Genomic DNA, 19,093 nt, shown 5'->3' on the forward strand with positions numbered 1-19,093 from the left:
GGTCGGGTGCGCCGATGCTCCAGGACTGCGGGTAGCGCCTGGGGGAACGTCAGCGCTGGGGCGGTGTCGTTCGCGGCGACCGCGCCGTTGGACGGAGCCAGGCCGCCTGCCTTGTTGATCCACCAGGTCCCGCCGTCGGGGCCGGTGAGGGTCAGGGCGACGCGGGCGTCGAGCGCCGACAACGCCCTCACCGACGAGGACCCGGACCGACGAGCAAGGACTACACCTCAATCATCAACGACAAGCAGTACGCGATCCGTCTTCACCGGCAGCACCGAGGTCGGACGAGCCGTGATGAAGGCGGCGAGCGAGAACCTCGTCCCCGTCACGCTGGAACTGGGCGGCAAGTCTCCGACCATCGTCGCCGCAGGTGGCGGAAGACGAGTCGGCCTGTACGCCGGGTCGCCAGTCGGCGGGCGCGTCCCAGCCGGCCGTGGACGACCTCGACGCGCCAGGCGTGGCGGATCGGTCGGAATACCAGCTGCTTGCGAGGTCACGGGCGACGACGGTCACCGTGACGCCGTGGGCGCGGTTCATGATGATCGGCGCTGCGGCCTCCGTCCAGTGGTTGCTCGCCTCCGGCTCGGTCGCCATGGCCACTGCGGGCCCCGTCATCACCGCGCTCCTCGCCGACCTCACCGATAGCCGCGCCTGATCTCAAGCACCGCTCGGCTCCCCGGCGCTCCCGTCTCGCAACACCGGCGACGCCGCGGCAACAGCGCGTACGGGGTGCCGGGAGTTTGGATTCGGCGCCCGTTCCCGCAGTCATGGCTGCGGGAACGGGCATGCCGCGTTCAGGCATGGGGCAGGAGCCCAGCCACCCCGGCTTTCAGCCCCACTGCATCCGCCAGAGGCGGGTTCGCGCCGGGGACTGAGCAGGTCAGGGCGGCGACGCGAGCGGCGAAGGAGCAGGCGTCGGTCAGGTCTTCGAGGCTCAGTGCGTCGAGTCGGCCGCCGAGGTGTCCGAGGGCGGCGAGCCGGTGGAGCAGGCCCGCGGTGAAGGAGTCCCCGGCGCCGACGGTGTCGACGACGTCGATGGCCGGGGCCGCGACGGTGACGCGGAGACCGTCGAGGGAGGCGAGGGCGCCCCGTCCGCCCAAGGTGATGACGACGAGGCGCGCGCCGGCGGCGTGCCAGGTGTCGCACGCCTCCTCGGCGCCGACGCCGGGCAGGAGCAGCGCGAGGTCGTCCTCGCTGAGGCGAAGGATGTCGGCGAGGGCGCACCAGTGGGGGAGCCGTTCGCGGTAGGCGGAGGGCGGTACGAGCAGGGGGCGGACGTTGGGGTCGATGGATACGGTGACGTGCTCGCGGGCCTTGGCGAGGTGGTCCTCGATGCGGCTGCCGCCGGGTTGGCGTATGAGTGCCAGGGAGCCCGTGTGCAGGCAGGCCGCGTCGTCCTGCTGGGTGGCGGCGAGTTCCTCGTCGGTCCACTGCCAGTCGGCGGCGCTGTCGGCGTAGAAGGTGTAGGTGGCCTGGCCGGAGTCGTCGAGGTCGGCGACGGCGAGGGTGCTGGGCTCGGGAGCGGTCACGCTGCCGGTCAGATCGACGCCGGAGGCGCTGAGGCGGGCACGGAAGAGGGTGCCGAAGACATCCGTGGAGAAGCGCCCGAGGAAGCGGGTGGGGGTGCCGAGCCGGGCGAGAGCGACGGCGGTGTTGGCGGGGCCGCCACCGGGCAGGGCCCGCAGCGCGAGTTCATCGGAGCTGGAGCGGGCGGGGTCGGTGAAGGCGTCGGCGACGCACTCGCCGAGGACTGTGACACTGACGGGGGCCTGGGGTCGGGCCATGGTGACTGTCTGCCTCTCTCAGGAAGAGCGCGGGTGGCGAAGGGCACCGGGACGGTGGCCCGATGCAGCCCATTGCGCAGGTATTGACATGCCGCTCAAGACGGACGTAACTTCCCTGCCACAAGGAAGTAACGCGCGTTATTAAAGCGCGAAACCGGAGGCGGTGTCTCGTCTCCAGTCGGCCGAAAGGGACTGGAAGTGGCCACGAACAGGACGCAGCGCGTGACCATGAGCGATGTGGCGCGCCACGCGGGTGTCTCGCGGACCACCGTCTCCTTCGTCCTCAACGACAAGCCCGGCGCCGCCATCCCCGAGGAGACCCGTCGGCGGATCCTGGAGGCGATCGACGAGCTCGGCTACCGGCCCAACGCCGGGGCGCGGGCGCTGGCCGCGAACCGCAGCGGGTGGTTCGGGCTGATCACCGAGATCGTGACCGGCCCCTTCGCGGGGGAGGTGATCACGGGCGCGCAGAGCCGCGCCTGGGGTGACCGGAGGTTCCTGCTGATCGCCGCGAGCGAGGGCGATCCCGCCCAGGAGGCCGCCGCGCTCGACCAGATGCTGGAGCACCGGGTGGAAGGGCTGCTGTACGCCACGACCTGGCACCGCGCCGTCACGCTCCCCAAGGCCGCCCGGGAGGTGCCGACGGTGCTCGTCAACTGCTACGACGCGGAAGATGAGCTGCCGTGCATCCTGCCCGACGAGGTGTCGGGCGGATACAAGGCGACCCGCCGGCTCCTGGACGCCGGTCACACCCGCATCGGGTTCATCAACCTCGACCCGGCGATCCCGGCCGCCATCGGCAGGCGCGAAGGGTACGAACGTGCCCTGCGCGAGGCCGGGATCACCCCCGACACCTCCCTCGTCGTCCCCGGCTGGGCCACCGCCGACAGCGCCTACGCCGCCGCCTGCGAACTGCTGGACCGCCCGGCGGGCGACCGGCCGACCGCGCTGTTCTGCGGAAACGACCGGATGGCGATGGGCGCGTACGACGCGATCAAGGAACGTGGACTGCGCATCCCGCACGACGTGGCCGTGGTGGGGTTCGACAACCAGGAACTCATCGCCGCCTATCTGCGGCCGAAGCTGACGACGCTCGCCCTGCCCTTCGAGGCCATGGGCACCAAGGGCATTGACATGCTCGCCGCTCTCGCAGCCGGGCAGCCGCTCGACACCCACCGGGTGACGATCGACTGCCCGCTGCTCGAACGCTCGTCGGTCTGACCGCTAATCAGCCCGCCGAGGAATCCCATCCCAGTCTTCGCCCTGTGTGTTGAAGAGAGGAAAAGAGTCTCCATTATGGCACCTTCCCGCATACCTTCACGGCGGCCCCGAGCCGTCCTGAGAGCGGTCACCGCGACCGCCGCCGCAGCCCTGGTCCTGTCCGCCTGTACGGGTGGCTCGGGCGCGTCCGGCGCCGGTGACACCTCCGGCAACCAGCTGCTCACCATCCCGCGCGAGGATCTGGCGACGTTCACGCGCAACTTCAACCCGCTCTCCCCGCAGGCCGCCCCTATGACCCTGCAGGCGGTCTACGAGCCGCTGGCGGTGCACAGCATGGCGGATGCCAAGGACACGCCGTGGCTGGCCACCAAGTGGGAGCAGGCCAAGGATGGCAAGTCCCTCACCTTCACGTTGCGCGACGGCGTCAAGTGGTCGGACGGCCAGGCTCTCACCGCCGACGACGTCGTCTACACCTTCGAGCTCCAGAAGAAGGTGCTGGGCGGCTTCGACTACCTGGACAAGGTCACCGCGGTCGACGCCCACACGGTGAAGTTCTCCTTCAACAAGGCATTCTCGACCGCCTTCTTCGAGATCAGCGGCCACTACATCCTGCCGAAGCACATCTGGTCCAAGGTGAAGGACCCGGCGAAGTTCACCAACCCGAACCCGGTCGGCACCGGCCCTTACACCAAGATCGAGAAGTTCCAGAGCCAGTCGTACGAGCTGCGCAAGAACCCCGACTACTGGCAGCCGGCGAAGCAGCAGATCGCCGGCATCCAGATGCTCGCCTTCTCCGGCAACGACAGCGCCAACATCGCCTTCACCAACGGCGAGGTGGACTGGACGCAGTCGTTCATCCCGGACATCGAGAAGTCCTTCGTCGCCAAGGACAAGAAGCACAACCACTACTGGTTCCCGGCCACCGGCGCCATGATCAACTGGCAGCTGAACACCACCAAGGCCCCCTTCGACGACCCGGCCGTGCGCAAGGCGCTCAGCATGGCGGTAGACCGCGACCAGATCACCAAGGTCGCGATGAACGGCTACGCCGAACCCGCCGACTGCACGGGCCTGGCCCGCACGTACGACAAGTGGCGCGACACGTCGCTGGCCGCCTCCTGCACTTGGACGAAGTACGACACCGACGCGGCGGCCAAGGCCCTCGACGCGGCCGGCTACAAGGAGAGCGGCGGCAAGCGCAAGCTGAAGAACGGCAAGAACTTCACCCTCGACATCTCCGTCGGCTCCGCCTCCTCCGACTGGATATCGGTCGCCAACATCATCAAGCAGAACCTCGCGAAGGTCGGCATCACCGCCACCGTGAAGACACCCGACTGGTCGGCTGTCCAGTCGTCGTACAACACCGGCACCTTCGACACCGGCATCGTGTGGAGCAACAACGGCGCCACCCCGTACGAGTACTTCCGCGGCGTGATGTCGACCAAGATGGTGCAGCCGGTCGGCAAGCAGGCCACGGAGAACTACCACCGCTTCGGCGACAAGAAGGCCGACAAGCTCATCGACGCCTTCGCCGCCGCCACGGACGAGAGTGCGCAGCGCGAGCAGATGAACGGTCTGCAGGAGCTGTACAACAAGGACACGCCTGTCGTCCCGCTGTTCACCGGCCCCGAGTGGGGCGCGTACACGGATGCCCGCTTCACCGGCTGGCCCACCGAAGAGAACCCGTACGCCACCCTCGGCAACCGCAACGGCAGCACGATCCTCGTGCTCACCTCGCTGAAGCCCGTCAAGGGCTGACGCCCGGCGAACCGACGGCCGTCCTCCTCCCCGGACGGCCGCCCCGCCACCGACCTCCCGCACCCCCACCGACAGGAGCACGACCCGTGCGTCTCATCCTGCGCAATCTGGGGTTCTATCTGCTCGCCTTCTGGGCCTCCATCACCCTGAACTTCGTTCTCCCGCGCTTCATGCCGGGCGACCCGGTCTCCCGGATGTTCGCGCAGGCCCAGGGCACCATGCAGCCCGATCAGATAGCCCAGCTGCGCAAACTCTTCGGCCTCGACAACCGCCCCCTCTGGGAGCAGTACGTCTCCTACGTCAAGAGCGTCTTCACCGGCGACCTCGGCATCTCCATCACCCGCTTCCCCACCCCGGTCACCGACGTGATCGGCTCGCAGATCGGCTGGACCCTGCTCCTCGGTGGCGTCGCGCTCGTCATCGCCGCCGTGCTCGGCAACCTGCTCGGCATCGTCGCCGCCTGGCGGCGCGGCGGCGTCCTCGACTCCGCCTTCCCGCCCCTGCTGATCTTCGTCGGCTCCTTCCCGTACTTCTGGCTGGCGATGGGCGCGCTGTACCTGTTCGGGGTCAGCCTGGGCTGGTTCCCGATGCGGCATGCCTACGACGTCGGTCTGACTCCCGGCTTCAACGGCGAGTTCCTCTCCAACGTCGCCACCCACCTGGTGCTGCCGGCGCTGACCATCGTGCTGGTCTCCATCGGCGGCTGGATGCTCGGCATGCGCAACACCATGATCGCCACGGCGGCCGAGGACTACATCACCATGGCCGAGGCCAAGGGGCTCAGCCCCTCGCGGATCATGTTCCGCTACGCCGCCCGCAACGCCCTGCTCCCCTCCGTTACCAACTTCGGCATGGCACTCGGCTTCGTCGTCGGCGGCGCCCTGCTCACCGAGGTCGTGTTCGCCTACCCCGGCATCGGCTATCAGCTGCTGATGGCCGTCCAGGGCCTGGACTACCCGCTGATGCAGGGCATCTTCCTGACGATCACGGCGGCGGTACTGATTGCGAACTTCCTCGTCGACCTCGTCTACGTCCGCCTCGACCCGCGCGTCCGCGTCCGCTGAAGGGGGCTGCCGACATGACCGCCATCGACATCGCAACGGCCACCACGCCGACAGTCCCCGCGCGCCCTTCCCGCCGGCGCGGACTGCTACGCCAGCTCACCGACAGCAAGAAGGCGATGACCGGGCTGATGCTGCTCGCTCTCTTCGCTCTCCTTGCTCTGCTCGCTCCCGTCCTCGTCCCGGGTGAACCGTCGCTCATCAACTCCACGGGCAGCCAGGTCCCTTCGGCCGCACACTGGCTCGGTACGACCGCCAAGGGACAGGACGTGCTCGCCCTCACCCTGTGGGGCGCGCGCAGCTCGCTCTTCGTCGGGTTCACCGTGGGGCTGGTGGCGACCGCGGTCGCCATCGTCGTCGGCCTCGCGGCCGCCTACTTCGGCCGCATTGTGGACGACGCGCTGACCCTGGTCACCAACATCTTCCTGCTGCTGCCCGGACTGCCGCTGCTCATCATCCTGGCCGCGTTCCTGCCGCCCGGGACCTCCACCGTGATCCTGGTCCTCGTCGTCACCGGCTGGGCGGGCTCGGCCCGGGTCCTGCGCGCGCAGGCCAAGTCGATCCGGGGCAAGGACTTCGTGGCCGCCGCGGTCGTCACCGGGGAGCGCCCGCTGCGGATCATGTTCCGCGAGATCCTGCCCAACATGGCGTCCGTGGTGATGACCACGCTGCTCGGCTGCGTGATCTTCGGCATCGGCGCCCAGGCCGGCCTGGAATTCCTCGGCCTCGGCGACAGCAGCGTCGTCAGCTGGGGTACCAACCTGTACTGGGCCAGCAACGACGGCGCGTTGATGACCGGCGCTTGGTGGGCCTTCGTCCCCTCCGGACTGTGCATCGCGCTCGTCGCGTTCGCGCTCGCGCTGGTCAACTATGCGGTCGACGAGATCACCAACCCGAGGCTGCGCAACCGCCGTGCCCGCCGCGAGAGGAGGGGCTGAGCCATGGAACCCGTACTTGAACTGAGCGGCCTGCGCGTCGAGTACCGCGGCGACGGACGCACCGTGGTCGGCGCCGACGACGTCTCCTTCTCCATCGGCGCCGGAGAGATCTTCGGCCTCGCCGGAGAGTCCGGCTGCGGCAAGTCGACCATCGCCAACGCGGTCATGCGGCTGCTGAAGCCCCCGGCGGAGATCACCGCGGGCAGCATCCGCTTCCAGGGGCGGGACGTCCTCGCCCTGGACGCACGTGAGCTGCGCGCCTTCCGATGGCGGGAGATCGCGATGGTCTTCCAGTCGGCGATGAACTCCCTCAACCCCGTTCTGACCATCGGCGAGCAGATCGTCGACATCTTCACCACCCACGAGAGGCTGAAGAAGCGGGTCGCGCGGGAGCGGGCGGGAGAGCTCCTGGAGCTGGTGGGCATCGACCCGGGGCGGCTGAAGGCGTACCCGCACCAGCTGTCCGGCGGTATGCGCCAGCGCGTGGTCATCGCCATGGCCGTCGCGCTCCGCCCCCGGCTGCTGATCATGGACGAGCCGACGACCGCGCTCGACGTGGTCGTGCAGCAGGAGATCATGGCGCAGATCCGCGACCTCCAGCGGGAGCTGGGCTTCTCCATCCTCTTCATCACTCACGACATGTCCCTGATGGTCGAGCTGTCGGACCGCATGGGCGTGATGTACGGCGGACGGATCGTGGAACTCGCCGCCGCCAAGGACCTGTTCGCGGGGCCCCTCCATCCCTACACCGAGGCGCTGATGAACGCCTTCCCGCCGCTGACAGGCCCGCGCCAAGAGCTCACCGGCCTCTTCGACGCCCCGCGCACCGCCGACAGCTGCGGCTTCCACGTCCGCTGTCCCGAGGACCGCTCGGACTGCTCCATGAACATCCCCGACCTGCGCGAGATCGCCCCCAGCCGGTGGGTGGCCCAGAGTGCCCAGGGAGCCCCGCGATGACCCAGCCCCTGCTGTCCGTACGCGGTCTGACCAAGGACTTCCAGGTCGGCACCGTCTTCTCACGGCGCCGCGTCCGTGCCGTCGACGACGTGTCCTTCGACCTGCCGGCCGGCCGGATCACCGCTCTGGTCGGCGAGTCCGGCAGCGGCAAGTCCACCATCGCCCGCTGCCTCGCCCGCCTCGAACAGCCCTCCGCCGGACAGGTGCTGCTCGACGGCGAGGACGTCCTGCGCACCGAGCGGCGCCGGGCGTCACGGACGTACCGCCACAAGGTCCAGATGGTGTTCCAGGACCCCTTCGGTTCGCTCAACCCCGTGCACCGCATCGAGCACTTCCTCACCCGCGCCCTCGTCCTGCACGGCCGCCACGCCACCCCCGAGGCGCTGCGCGAGCTGATGACGACGGTCGGCCTGACCGAGGACATGCTCCAGTCCTACCCGCACGAGCTCTCCGGCGGCCAGCGTCAGCGCGTCGCGATCGCCCGCGCCCTCGCCGTCGAGCCCCGGCTGATCCTCGCCGACGAACCGACGTCGATGCTGGACGTCTCCGTGCGCGTCGGCGTGCTCAACCTGATGCGGCGCCTGCGCGACGAGCGGAACATCGCCATGCTCTACATCACGCACGACCTGGGCTCCGCCCGCTACCTCGCGGACACCACGATGGTCATGTTCGCCGGCGAACTCGTCGAGGGCGGCGACGCGTTGGCGGTGATGGACGCCCCCGCCCACCCCTACACCCGCCTCCTGCTGTCCGCCGTACCCGACCCCGAACGGGCCGGCAGCTACGACCCCGTCGAGCGCGCCCGCCTGCGCGAGGCGATCCTCAACCCCACGTCCTGCCCCTACGGCGACGACGGCACGTGCAGCCGCACCGACCCCGTCCGCCACATCGTCGGCGAGACGAGCGAAGCGAGATGGGGGTCCCCCCGGCCGGAGGCTGGGGGAGGACAGCCCCACTGGGTGCGATGCCATCTGCGCGCACCCGCCTCCGACATCGCCCCCCGCGTCCTCAAGGCCACCGACCGGCCGGACAGCGAGGCCACCGACGCCACCGAGAAAGCGGAGACCACCGCCGCATGACCCACGACCTCACCCTCCCCTCCGGCAGCCACACCGCCGAGGGGCTGGCCGAACGCGCCCTGCGCGACCCCCACCGCCCCCGCTTCCACTTCACCTCGCCCGGCGGCTGGCTCAACGACCCCAACGGGCTGAGTCACTGGAACGGCGTCTACCACCTCTTCTACCAGTACAACCCGCTCGCCGCCGCCCACCACCGCATCCACTGGGGCCACGCCACCAGCACCGACCTCGTGCACTGGGCCGATGAGCCGGTCGCCCTGGTGCCAGGCTCGGACGGCCCGGATCGCGACGGCTGTTGGTCCGGTGTCCTGGTGGACGACGGGGGAGTGCCCACGCTCGTCTACTCGGGCAGGCACGGCGAGCATGAACTCCCTTGCGTGGCCAGGGGATCGGCGGATCTGACGTACTGGACCAAGGACTCGGCCAACCCGGTCATCACCGCCCCGCCGGAGGGTGTCGACATCACGGCCTTCCGCGACCACTGCGTCTGGCGGGAGGGCTCCGGCGAGAACACGGTGTGGCGTCAGCTGGTGGGCTCGGGAATCCGGGGCGTCGGCGGAACGGCCTTCCTGTACGAATCCGACGACCTGCGCAGCTGGCGCTACGTCGGCCCCCTGTTGACCGGCGACGCCTCACAGAACCGGGGCGAGCTCGACTGGACCGGCACGATGTGGGAATGCGTCGACCTCTTCCGGCTCGGCGAGGACGAGGAGGCCGGCGGCACCGACGTCCTGGTCTTCTCCGCCTGGGACGCGGGCACCACCCACCACCCCCTGTACTGGACCGGCAGCTACCAGGGCGACACCTTCACCCCCACCGCCCTCCACCGCCTCGACTACGGCGGACGCTACTTCTACGCCCCCCAGTCCACCCGCGACGAGCACGGCCGACGCATCATGTTCGGCTGGCTCCAGGAGGGCCGGACGGACGAGGCGAACGCGCAGGCCGGCTGGTGCGGTGTGATGTCCCTGCCGAGGGTCGTCACGCTCGCCACGGACGGCGGCCTGCACCAGGCCCCGGTGCCGGAGCTGACCGCGCTGCGGCGGGAGCGCGTAGAGGTGGCTCCAGGCCGACTGGCCGACCCGTACAGCCGGCTGCCCGCCGTGCGCGGGGAGCAGCTGGACATCGAGACGACCCTGCGCCTGGGCACCGGAGCGACCGCCCGGCTCGTGCTCCGCGAGACACCGGACGGCGCGGAACGCACGGTCGTGGAGGTGAGCCGGTCGCACGACGGAGCGGGCACGCTCCGACTGCACCGCGAGAGCAGCAGCCTCGACCCGACGGTCGACACCGAACCCCGGTACGGCGAACTGCCGTTGGACCCCGACGGGCGGGTCGACCTGCGCGTCCTCGTCGACCACTCCGCACTGGAGATCTTCGCCAACGGGCGTGCCCTGACCGCCCGCATCTACCCCACCCGCCCGGACGAGGCCGTCGGCGTCGGTATCGGTGCCGACGGCGACGTGGCCCTGGAGCGGTTCGACGCCTGGCAAATGGCGTCGGCCTTCACCGACGGACCCCGGCCGCTGTGGCCGTGACGGTCTTACACACGACCACGGCCCGCGGGGTGGACGTCCCCGCGGGCCGTGGCCTCCTCCCTGTTCTCCCTCAGGAGCCGCCATGAGCGTGTCCCGCCGTACCCTCCTGCTCGCCGGAGGAACCGCCGCCACCCTGCTCCCTCTCGGAGGCATCCTCCCCGCAGCACAGGCCGCCGCCCCGAGCGCCGCCGGAGCGACCCCCGCCGCCACCCCGATTCCCGACCCCATCCCCGTCACCGGCACCTGGACCCGCACCTCCGACGGCGGCCAGAAGGCGACAGCCGGCCGTCGCGGGCCCGCCCTCGCCCTGTCCGAGCAGCAACTCGCGGCCAAGGGGTCGTACGCGGCCCGCATAACGCCCCAATCCTCTTCCGCCGTAGGCGCGTTGGTGTTCCGGGCCGCCCTCGACGGCTCGACCGGATACGCGATCGCCCTCGACCCCGGCCGCTCCCGCATACGGCTCTACGACCTGGCCGGCGACGACACGATCGCCACCGCGCCGCTGCCCGGCGCACGGGCCGGAAAGTCCTACGACCTCCAAGTGGCCTTCGACGGACCCGAGCTGACGGTACATGTCGACGGCAAGCGGCTCCTCCACGCCGAGGACCACCGCCACGACACCGGCTCGGTGGGCCTGCTCGCCCAGGGCGGCAAGGTCACCTTCGGCCCGCCCTCCCTCTCCTCGGTCACCACCAACCTCACCGGCTGGACCACGAGCGGCGGCACCTGGACGGCGAGTCCGCTGGGCTGGCGCGCGGCCCCAGCCCAGGGAGCCACCGCCCGCGCCATCACCACGACCCAGACGTACGACACCGCGCTCCAGGCCGACCTGCTCCTGCACGACGCCTCCGCCATCGCCTCACTGCTGGTGCGCACCGACGCCACGGCCACGCACGGATACGGCGTCCAAGTCGACGCGGACCAGGGCAGGTTGAGGCTCTACCGCATCGACGGCAACGTCACCCTCGGCACCTACGCGACCACCATCAAGGCCGACGCGGTCTACCGCCTGCGCATCGAAGCCGAACACGACGAACTGCGCGTGCACTGGCAGACCAACTTCCTCTCTCCCGACGGCTACAGCCCCGTCATCACCGCCCAGGACTCCACCCACACCAAGGGCCGGCTCGCCGTCTCGGCATCGGCCGGCGAGGTGTCCTTCGAGAACATCGCCGCCGCCGACCTCGCCACCGGCCTCCAGGGCTGGACGGCCCGCTCCGGCACCTGGACCCCCGACCTGTGCGGCATCCGCGGCGAGAACGGCCTGCGCACGGCCCCCTCCACCGACGGCGACCTGGTGGCGAGAGCCGACATCACCCCCGGCGACCGCTCCTCCTCGGCCGGCCTCGTCCTGCGTGCGTCCGCGAACGGCTCCGGCGGCTACGAAGCCCGCCTGGAAGCCGGCCGCAACGCCGTCGTCCTGCTGGACCGCTCCTCCGGTGCCCGCCTCGCCTCCGCCTCCGGCCCGGTCCGGCGCATCACGGCCGGAAGCACGTACCGCGTCGAGGCTCGCGCGACGGGCAGAACCATCGAGGTGTACGTGGACGGCGTACGGGCGCTGAAGACCCGCGTGTCCCACACCAAGGGCGCCACCTTCGGCACCGCCGCCGCGCACGGGACGTCGTACTTCCAGAACGTCGAGGTCCACAGCACCGCCGACTACTTCACCGAGCCGTACCGCCCCACGTACCACTACTCCCAGCTCACCGGCTCCACCAGCGACCCCTGCGGCCTGCTGCACTACGACGGCGAGTACCACCTCTTCCACCAGGACGAGGGCCGCTGGGCGCACGCGGTCAGCACCGACCTCGTCCACTGGCAGCCCCTGCCGATCGCCCTGCCCTGGAACGCCTATGGCCACTGCTGGACCGGCTGCGCGGTCGTGGACGCCGACGACACCTCCGGTCTCTTCGACGGCGGCTCGGGCCTGATCGCCTATTACACGAGCTACCACCCGGACAAGCCGGGCGGGAACGCCGGCGTGCGCATCGCGTACAGCAAGGACAACGGCCGCTCCTGGCAGCTGCACGGCGGCTCGACCCCGGCCGTGCAGAACCCGGGCGGCCCCGACGCCGGCTGGACCTTCCGCGACCCGAAGGTCATCCGCGACGAGGTTCACGAGCAGTGGCTGATGGTCGTCTCCGGCGGCGACCACATCCGCTTCTTCACCTCCACCGACCTCCTCACCTGGACCCAGGTCAGCTCCTTCGGCTACGGCGACTGGGCCACGCCCGGCGTCTGGGAGTGCCCCGACTTCTTCCCGCTGCCGGTCGACGGCGACAAGGACAAGGTGAAGTGGGTCCTCACTCTGAGCACCGGTGCCGTACGCGCCACGAACGGCTCGGCCGCCCAGTACTTCACGGGTGACTGGAACGGCACCGGTTTCACTCCCGACCAGAAGGCCGGCACGGTCCTGCGCGCAGACTCCGGCCGTGACTACTACGCCGCCATGTCCTTCTACGGCCTGCCCGACGACCGCCGCGTCTGGCTCGGCTGGATGAGCAACTGGGACTACCCCTTCAGCGCCCCGACCGGCGGCTGGAACGGCCAGCTGAGCACCCCCCGCGAACTGACACTCACGAACACCGCCGACGGCGTACGCCTGGTGCAGCGCCCGGTCCGCGAGCTGACCGCCCTGCGCTCCTCTGCCACGACCCGCAAGAGCCTCTCCGTCGGCCCCGAATCGGCGAATCCGCTCACACGTGTCACGGGTATCGCCTACGAGATCGAGGCCGAGATCACCCTTGGCACCGCCACAGAGATCGGCTTCCGGCTCCGGACCGACGACGACCAGCACACGACGGTCGGATACCACGCGGAGGCGCAGGAGCTGTTCGTGGACCGCTCGGCCTCGGGCCTGAGTGACTTCACGCAGTACTTCACGGGCCGCACGGTCGCGCCGATGAAGACGACCGACGGCCGCGTGACCCTGCGCGTGTACGTTGACTCGTCCTCGGTCGAGGCATTCGGCGGGGACGGACACGCCGCCGTGACCAGCCTGATCTTCCCCGGCCCGGACGCCGACGGCATGGCCTTCTACGCCAAGGGCGGCACCGCACACATCGAGTCGCTCAAGGTGCACAGGCTGGACAGCACCTTCCGCCTGGTGGATCGGGTGAAGCCGCTGGTGGCCGCCCCGACCGGTGGTGAATTCCGCTCGGGCCTCGGCAACTTGACGATCACCCCCGCGGGCCGCTGGTCGACGGACAGCGCGGGCCGCGCCGGAAGCTTCGACAAGGACTCCAACGCGATCTCGTCCCTCACGGCGACGGACTTGGACCTCACCACCCTGGTCCGGCTCGGCGGCCCCGACCCGGACACGGGCGGCGCCCTCTCCCTCCTCTGGCGCGCCTCCTCCGACGGCACCGATGCCTACTGCCTCAACATCGACCCCGACCTACGCGTGATCCGCCTGGTCGCCAAGGCCAACGGCTTCTTCGACGACGGCGCCGCCCTCGCCCGCGTCTCGGCCCTGCTCCGCCGCGGCACGACCTACCCCGTCCGCATCCTCACCGAGGGCGACCGCATCCAGGTGTTCCTCAACGGCGAGCGGATCATCGACGTGACGGACACGACGTACACGAGCGGACACATCGGCCTCAACGTGTTCGGAGGGAGGGCGGCCTACCAGAACACGTACGTGAAGCAGCTGTAACCACCGACCAGGGCCGACCTACGGCAATGCCCGCAGAGGCTCCACCCCCCCGAGTAACGGGGCGGAGCCTCTGCGGGCTGGAAGGACAATCCGCTGTGAGTGGGTTCGGAACCCCTTCCCGAATTGGCGAGATCGGCCCTCGCCGACGCCCCGCGGAAGGGCAGTTCTCCGAAGCGTGGGGCACCAAGTACCCGGCCGTGATCAAGCTGTGGTCCGACGCCTGGGCCGAGTTCGTGCCCTTCCTCTCGTTCGACGTGGAGATCCGCAAGGTGATCTGCTCCACGAACGCGATCGAGAGCGTCAACGCCCGCATACGCAAGGCCGTCCGGGCCCGCGGTCACTTCCCGAACGAGGCCGCCGCTCTCAAGTGCGTGTATACGGCGCTGATGAGCCTGGACCCCACAGGACAGGGCCGCCGGCGCTGGACCATGCGCTGGAAGGCACCGCTCAACGCCTTCCAAATCGCCTTCGAGGGCCGCCTCACCCCCACCCACCACTGACATCTCAACAACCAAGATCAGCCGTTAACTTTACAGACCCCCGGCACTCGCCTCGTCGTCGTCACACTCGGCGGGCGCGGCGCTCTCGCATCACTGGACGGCTCGCGCGTCGCTGTCCCGGCCCCGCCTACCGTGGTCGTTGACACAGTTGGCGCCGGCGACTCCTTCACCGCGGGTCTCCTCCACCGACTCGCTGCTCTCGAAAGCCTCGGCGGCCGACTCGACGACCTGACGCTCGAAGACCCCACCGATGCCTGCGCATTCGCCGCCCAAGGCGCCGCCCTGACGTGCGCGGTCCCCGGTGCGAACCCACCCTGGGCAGACGAACCGGCACCGCGGATCGGCGCTGCACGAAACCTGCCGCGCCACATGGGTTGAAGGGCATTCAGCCACGGTGACGGCGGTCTCGTGCGAAGCGACCGCAGCGCCCATCAGATGTCCGCAGCTGGCGCTGCCTGAGCAGTAGCCAACCCGGCCCGGCGCGACCAGTACCCCGCATTCGCCCGGCTGCGGCGATCACGTGTAACCGCTCGGCAGGGCGGGAGCCTGCGGATCCAGGCGCTGACAGAGCTACTCGGACTCCTGGGCCTGCCACGTCTCTAGCACGGTGCGAGAGGGATCCCAGCCGGTGGTGATCCGGTTGATCGGTGGGTTGAATTCTCCGCTGCACATGAGCTCGTAGAGCTCCACGAGGTCTTGCTGCGTGACGCAGAGGGAGCCGAGATGCGCAGCTGCTGGAAGGCTGGCCTGGCGCTGCGGCTGGGCCCTCGCCCCGGCCGCATCGACCTCGGACTCGGCCGCGCCACCGCCGCCCCTGGGCGGCCTCGCCCTGCGCCGCGACATCATGGCGCGCTTTCGTAAGCCAGGTCTCCCGGCGACGGAGGTCGCTGTCACGCTGCAGCGAGGCCGACGCCGTCTCGACCGTGACGCTCATTTGACGCTCCGGGCCCCGACATGTCGGCCACTGAGCCGAGAAGCAGGTTTCGGCCTGCGGTTTCTGTCTCCTCGCCCCCTGTGACATCTTTTCGATGACCTCGCACGCGGAGTGCGTGGCGATTCTGGAGCCTGCTGAGAAGGGTGCCTGACCTGCTGTTTCGCGCACCAGGTGGCTCGTTCGACCTGTTTTCGCTCGCGGAACGGGTCGAACGGGCAAACCACCTGCCTCGACCGGTCTGACCTGCGGGTCAGGGCGCGGTGAGGATGATATGAGGGATGTTGGCGAAGCGCCTTTTGCGATTTTTGACGCCCGGATGACGCTCGATTCGGGGCTGCCCCGGGGGAGCGTTGTTCGGACGGCGATCGGGGAGTGCGCGAAGGATTAGCGCCGCCCGAAATCCGTACATCCGAACGCCTCGGCGTTGCGGCTGACGGGGTACCGGGACATCCGAGCCAAGTCTCGTGAAGCGGCCGCTGGCGTGCGACTCGCCGGGTGCGATCCTTGCAGCGGGAGAAGGCGTTCGTCCTCCTCGACGGCGCATGGTCCGACAGTGGAGCTGCGGCACTCAGCTGCGAGAACGCTGCCTCAGTGTCCGAATCACGACCACCGCAAACAGCACGGCCGCCGCGGGTAGCGCGGCTTTCCTGAGCAGCACGGGCAGCGCAGCCGCACCGAGGTCGATGGCCTCCGGTTCTGGTGCGAGCCGGCCCTGTAGAGATTCCGTGGTGCTCGTCGCGGACACCGCAGACGCGCCAGGGCCCACCTCCCGCAGCAGCTCTTCGAGCCGGGTGGCGAACTGCTGAACGATGCGGTCGCCGACCTCGGTCATGATGCCCCGGCCGAATTGAGCCGGCCGGCCGGTGATGTCGAGGTCCGTGCGTACGCGCACCAGCGTGCCGGCCGGAGCGGCGGTCAGGGTCGCGGTGACCGTGGCCGACGCGGTGCCCGCGCCGCGGGTCTCGCTTCCGCTGAGGTCGAGAAGCATCGATCGTGCGGATCCGTCGCGGGTGACGGTGCCTTCGCCGCGGTAACTCATCTGCACCGCGCCGACCTTGACCTTGACGCGGCCGGTAAAGGAGTCGCCTTCGAGGGTGTCCAGCACGGCACCGGGCATACAGGGCGCGACCCGGTCAAGCTCTTGGAAGAGCTTCCAGGCGTCGTCGAGGCCGGCGGGGACGGTGAAGGAGTGGTCGAGTTGCATGGTTGTCCAATCTGGAGAGTGGTCGGCCGGGCCGGCAGTGGGTGCGTCGCCCGTTCAAGGGCTGGGCGGACTCAGGTGCCGACTGCCGTACGGATCAGCGCGCGCACCCGGCTCGGCGAGAGAGGGCCGCGGCGTACGACCACGTCGAGGGAACGCAGCGCGTCCTCGACGGCGCCGGCCAGCACTGCCTGCGGTGCGATCGCGCCGCCTTCGCCGAGTCCCTTGACGCCGAGGTCGTTCATGGGGCTCGGGGTGAAGATCTCGTCCATGTCGAGGTCGGGGATTTCCGAGGATGTGGGCACGAGGTAGTCCATGTAGGTACCGGTGCGGGGCTGGCCGTCGGGGCCGTAGATCATCTCCTCGTACAGTGCTCCGCCGATACCCTGCGCGATGCCGCCGGTGACCTGCCCTTCCGCGATCATCGGGTTGACGATGTTGCCCGCGTCGTGGACGACGACGTAGTGCAGGATCTCGATCTGGCCGGTGTGTTCGTCGACCTCGACGACGGCTGCGTGCGCTCCGCTCGCGACCGCGAAACCCGGTGGGCGGAAGTGCACGGTCTCGCTGATCTCGGTGCCGTGCCGGCCGTCGGTTGGTTCGGCGATGCCGGGCAGGGGTGCCTTGCCTGCCAGTTCCGCCAGGCTGATGGACGGGCCGCCAGGTTCCTTGGCCCGCACGATGCCGTCGTTCAGGTCGAGGCCGCCCGCCGCGACACCGAGGCGGCGGGCTGCCGCTTCGACGATCTTCTCGCGGACGAGTCGGCCTGCCCGGTGGGTGGCATTCCCGGCGTTGACCAGGGCGCGGCTGGCGATGGTGCCCACGCCGAACGGGGTGGCCTCGGTGTCGCCGCCGGCCACGTCGATGACGTCGAACGGCACGCCGATGGCGTCGGCGGCGATCTGCGCCATGGAGGTGCGGTGTCCCTGCCCCTGGGAGGGCGCGCCGATGGCGAGCCGCACCCGTCCGCTGGGGGCGACGTCGATGCGCGCGGTCTCGAACGGTCCGAGGCCGGTGGCCTCTATGTACATGGCGAATCCGATGCCGACGTGCTTCCCATCGCGGGCGCCTTCGCGCTGTCGGGCTCGTACCCCCTCGACGTCGGCCTTCGCGACGGCCCGGCGCAGGAGTTCGGGGAAGTCACCGGAGTCGTAGGACTGCGGGCTTCCCGAGCGGTCCACCAGGCCGGTCGCGTACGGCATCTCGTCGGGCCGCACAAGATTGCGCGTCCTCAACTCCTCGGGTTCGATGCCCAGTTCCGCGGACAGCCTGTCCATGGCCCGTTCCATGGCGAAGACCGTCTCCGGACGTCCGGCTCCCCGGTAGGGCGTGGCGAAGGCGGTGTTGGTGAGCACGCCGACGACATCGATGTGCACGTTCGGGACGCGGTAGGGGCCCAGGAGGTGGCACAGCGAGTTGTACGGCACGACCAGGCCGGTCATGTTGTATGCGCCGAAGTTGACGGTGATCCGGTCGCGTACGGCGACGAGGTGGCCTTCGGCGTCCGCGGCGAGTTCGATGCGGTGGATCTGTTCGCGGGCGTGCGAGGAGGCGGTGAGGTTCTCGTTGCGGTCCTCGCGCCACAGCACGGGGCGGCCGAGGCGACGGGCGGCGTGCGGGATGAGGAGTTCCTCGACGTAGAGGATGCCCTTCTGGCCGAAGCCTCCGCCGACGTCGGCCGCGATGACGTGGACCCTGGCGGATTCCAGGCCGAGGGTGTGGGCGATGGCGTCCCGCAGTCGGTGCGGGGTCTGGGTGCCCGACCAGACGGTCAGCCGGCCGCTGTACGGATCGACCTGGGCCGAGATCGCGCGGGTCTCGATCGGCGAGGCGACGTAGCGATGGGCCTCGAACCGCTCGCTCACCACGGCGTGCGCGCCGGCGAACGCCCTTTCCGGGTCACCGACGCGGGTGGCGACGGCGACCGCGGTGTTGTCCGGCAGGTCCTCGTGCAGCCGGGTCGCGTCCTCGGTCAGGGCGTGTTCGGGGTCGACGAGCACCGGCAGCGGTCCGTACCGCACCTCGACGAGTTCCAGGGCGTCCTCGGCGAGGTAGCGGTTCTCGGCGAAGACGACGGCGACGGGCTGGCCCACGTAGAGGACCTTCTCGCGGGCGAGCAGGGGCATGGGAGTCATCCGGACCAGCGGGTCCAGGAGCTCGGCGAGGCCCGGCGGGGTGCGCAGTTCTTCCTTGTTCAGCATCGCGGGCAGGTCCGCCACATCGCCGCCGGTCCAGACGGCGACGACGCCGGGTGCGGCCAGGGCCGCGGTCACGTCGACCGACTCGATACGGGCGTGGGCGTGCGGGCTGCGCAGGAAGGCGGCCTCGACGGCGCCGGGGAGGGCGATGTCGTCGACGTAACGGCCGTTGCCGCGCAGCAGCCGGTCGTCCTCGACGCGGGGGACGGAACGGCCGATCCAGCCGCCGTTGCCGGACTGGGCCCGGTCGGAATCGTGGGACATGCGGG

12 protein-coding genes and 3 pseudogenes are annotated in these 19,093 nt (G+C 69.9%); 12 read left to right on the forward strand and 3 right to left on the reverse strand.

Annotated features, from left to right (window positions below; all coding sequences use genetic code 11):
• Positions 1-258: 258 nt before the first annotated feature.
• Both OG766_RS26970 and OG766_RS26975 read left to right on the forward strand, forming a co-directional pair.
• Positions 259-360 (forward strand): annotated as a pseudogene (locus OG766_RS26970) (aldehyde dehydrogenase family protein); the annotation flags it as partial.
• A gap of 10 nt (positions 361-370) precedes the next feature.
• On the forward strand, positions 371-655 hold the full coding sequence (locus tag OG766_RS26975) for a hypothetical protein (protein ID WP_328727590.1): 285 nt from the start codon (positions 371-373) through the stop codon (positions 653-655).
• 139 nt (positions 656-794) lie between these two features.
• Here the strand turns inward: OG766_RS26975 and OG766_RS26980 are convergent, their stop codons facing one another.
• Positions 795-1,784 carry a carbohydrate kinase family protein gene (locus OG766_RS26980; RefSeq protein ID WP_328726365.1) on the reverse strand — a complete coding sequence of 330 codons (990 nt, stop codon included), beginning with the start codon at positions 1,782-1,784 and terminating at the stop codon, positions 795-797.
• 198 nt (positions 1,785-1,982) lie between these two features.
• Between OG766_RS26980 and OG766_RS26985 the strand changes: the two genes are divergently transcribed.
• The 10 genes and pseudogenes from OG766_RS26985 to OG766_RS27030 all read left to right on the forward strand — a co-directional run.
• On the forward strand, positions 1,983-3,005 hold the full coding sequence (locus tag OG766_RS26985; protein ID WP_328726366.1) for a LacI family DNA-binding transcriptional regulator: 1,023 nt from the start codon (positions 1,983-1,985) through the stop codon (positions 3,003-3,005).
• A gap of 75 nt (positions 3,006-3,080) precedes the next feature.
• Complete coding sequence (locus tag OG766_RS26990) at positions 3,081-4,763, forward strand: ABC transporter substrate-binding protein (protein WP_328726367.1); 1,683 nt, start codon at positions 3,081-3,083, stop codon at positions 4,761-4,763.
• Positions 4,764-4,849: 86 nt separating this feature from the next.
• On the forward strand, positions 4,850-5,827 hold the full coding sequence (locus tag OG766_RS26995; RefSeq protein ID WP_266388089.1) for an ABC transporter permease: 978 nt from the start codon (positions 4,850-4,852) through the stop codon (positions 5,825-5,827).
• A 14-nt stretch (positions 5,828-5,841) separates the two neighbouring features.
• Positions 5,842-6,762 carry an ABC transporter permease gene (locus tag OG766_RS27000; RefSeq protein ID WP_266388086.1) on the forward strand — a complete coding sequence of 307 codons (921 nt, stop codon included), beginning with the start codon at positions 5,842-5,844 and terminating at the stop codon, positions 6,760-6,762.
• Positions 6,763-6,765: 3 nt separating this feature from the next.
• Entirely contained in the window at positions 6,766-7,719 is a 954-nt protein-coding gene (locus OG766_RS27005; protein ID WP_266388084.1) for an ABC transporter ATP-binding protein, read from the forward strand.
• Entirely contained in the window at positions 7,716-8,798 is a 1,083-nt protein-coding gene (locus OG766_RS27010; RefSeq protein ID WP_328726368.1) for an ATP-binding cassette domain-containing protein, read from the forward strand. Before OG766_RS27005 ends, OG766_RS27010 begins: the two co-directional genes overlap by 4 nt.
• Complete coding sequence (locus OG766_RS27015; protein WP_328726369.1) at positions 8,795-10,336, forward strand: glycoside hydrolase family 32 protein; 1,542 nt, start codon at positions 8,795-8,797, stop codon at positions 10,334-10,336. The genes OG766_RS27010 and OG766_RS27015 overlap by 4 nt, the downstream gene beginning before the upstream one ends.
• Positions 10,337-10,418: 82 nt before the next feature.
• Positions 10,419-13,991, forward strand: a complete 3,573-nt coding sequence (locus OG766_RS27020) for a glycoside hydrolase family 32 protein (protein ID WP_328726370.1) — start codon at positions 10,419-10,421, stop codon at positions 13,989-13,991.
• A gap of 170 nt (positions 13,992-14,161) precedes the next feature.
• A pseudogene (locus OG766_RS27025) lies at positions 14,162-14,491 on the forward strand (transposase); the annotation flags it as partial.
• Positions 14,492-14,533: 42 nt separating this feature from the next.
• Positions 14,534-14,869, forward strand: a pseudogene (locus OG766_RS27030) (PfkB family carbohydrate kinase); the annotation flags it as partial.
• A 1,124-nt stretch (positions 14,870-15,993) separates the two neighbouring features.
• Here the strand turns inward: OG766_RS27030 and OG766_RS27035 are convergent.
• Positions 15,994-16,629: an SRPBCC family protein gene (locus tag OG766_RS27035; RefSeq protein WP_266388071.1), complete on the reverse strand. Its 636-nt coding sequence runs from the start codon at positions 16,627-16,629 to the stop codon at positions 15,994-15,996.
• A 71-nt stretch (positions 16,630-16,700) separates the two neighbouring features.
• The gene (locus OG766_RS27040; RefSeq protein ID WP_266388068.1) at positions 16,701-19,088 is read right to left on the reverse strand and encodes a xanthine dehydrogenase family protein molybdopterin-binding subunit; all 2,388 of its coding nucleotides are present in this window, start codon (positions 19,086-19,088) and stop codon (positions 16,701-16,703) included.
• Positions 19,089-19,093 lie beyond the last annotated feature (5 nt).

This window comes from Streptomyces sp. NBC_00259 (assembly GCF_036181745.1).
Taxonomy (GTDB): domain Bacteria; phylum Actinomycetota; class Actinomycetes; order Streptomycetales; family Streptomycetaceae; genus Streptomyces; species Streptomyces pratisoli.

Coding starts and splice junctions, on each gene's coding strand:
- OG766_RS27020 (WP_328726370.1), top strand. CDS start 10,419: ATGAGCGTGTCCCGCCGTACCCTCCTGCTCGCCGGAGGAACCGCCGCC.
- OG766_RS27015 (WP_328726369.1), top strand. CDS start 8,795: ATGACCCACGACCTCACCCTCCCCTCCGGCAGCCACACCGCCGAGGGG.
- OG766_RS27040 (WP_266388068.1), bottom strand. CDS start 19,088: ATGTCCCACGATTCCGACCGGGCCCAGTCCGGCAACGGCGGCTGGATC.
- OG766_RS26990 (WP_328726367.1), top strand. CDS start 3,081: ATGGCACCTTCCCGCATACCTTCACGGCGGCCCCGAGCCGTCCTGAGA.
- OG766_RS27010 (WP_328726368.1), top strand. CDS start 7,716: ATGACCCAGCCCCTGCTGTCCGTACGCGGTCTGACCAAGGACTTCCAG.
- OG766_RS27035 (WP_266388071.1), bottom strand. CDS start 16,629: ATGCAACTCGACCACTCCTTCACCGTCCCCGCCGGCCTCGACGACGCC.
- OG766_RS27005 (WP_266388084.1), top strand. CDS start 6,766: ATGGAACCCGTACTTGAACTGAGCGGCCTGCGCGTCGAGTACCGCGGC.
- OG766_RS26980 (WP_328726365.1), bottom strand. CDS start 1,784: ATGGCCCGACCCCAGGCCCCCGTCAGTGTCACAGTCCTCGGCGAGTGC.
- OG766_RS27000 (WP_266388086.1), top strand. CDS start 5,842: ATGACCGCCATCGACATCGCAACGGCCACCACGCCGACAGTCCCCGCG.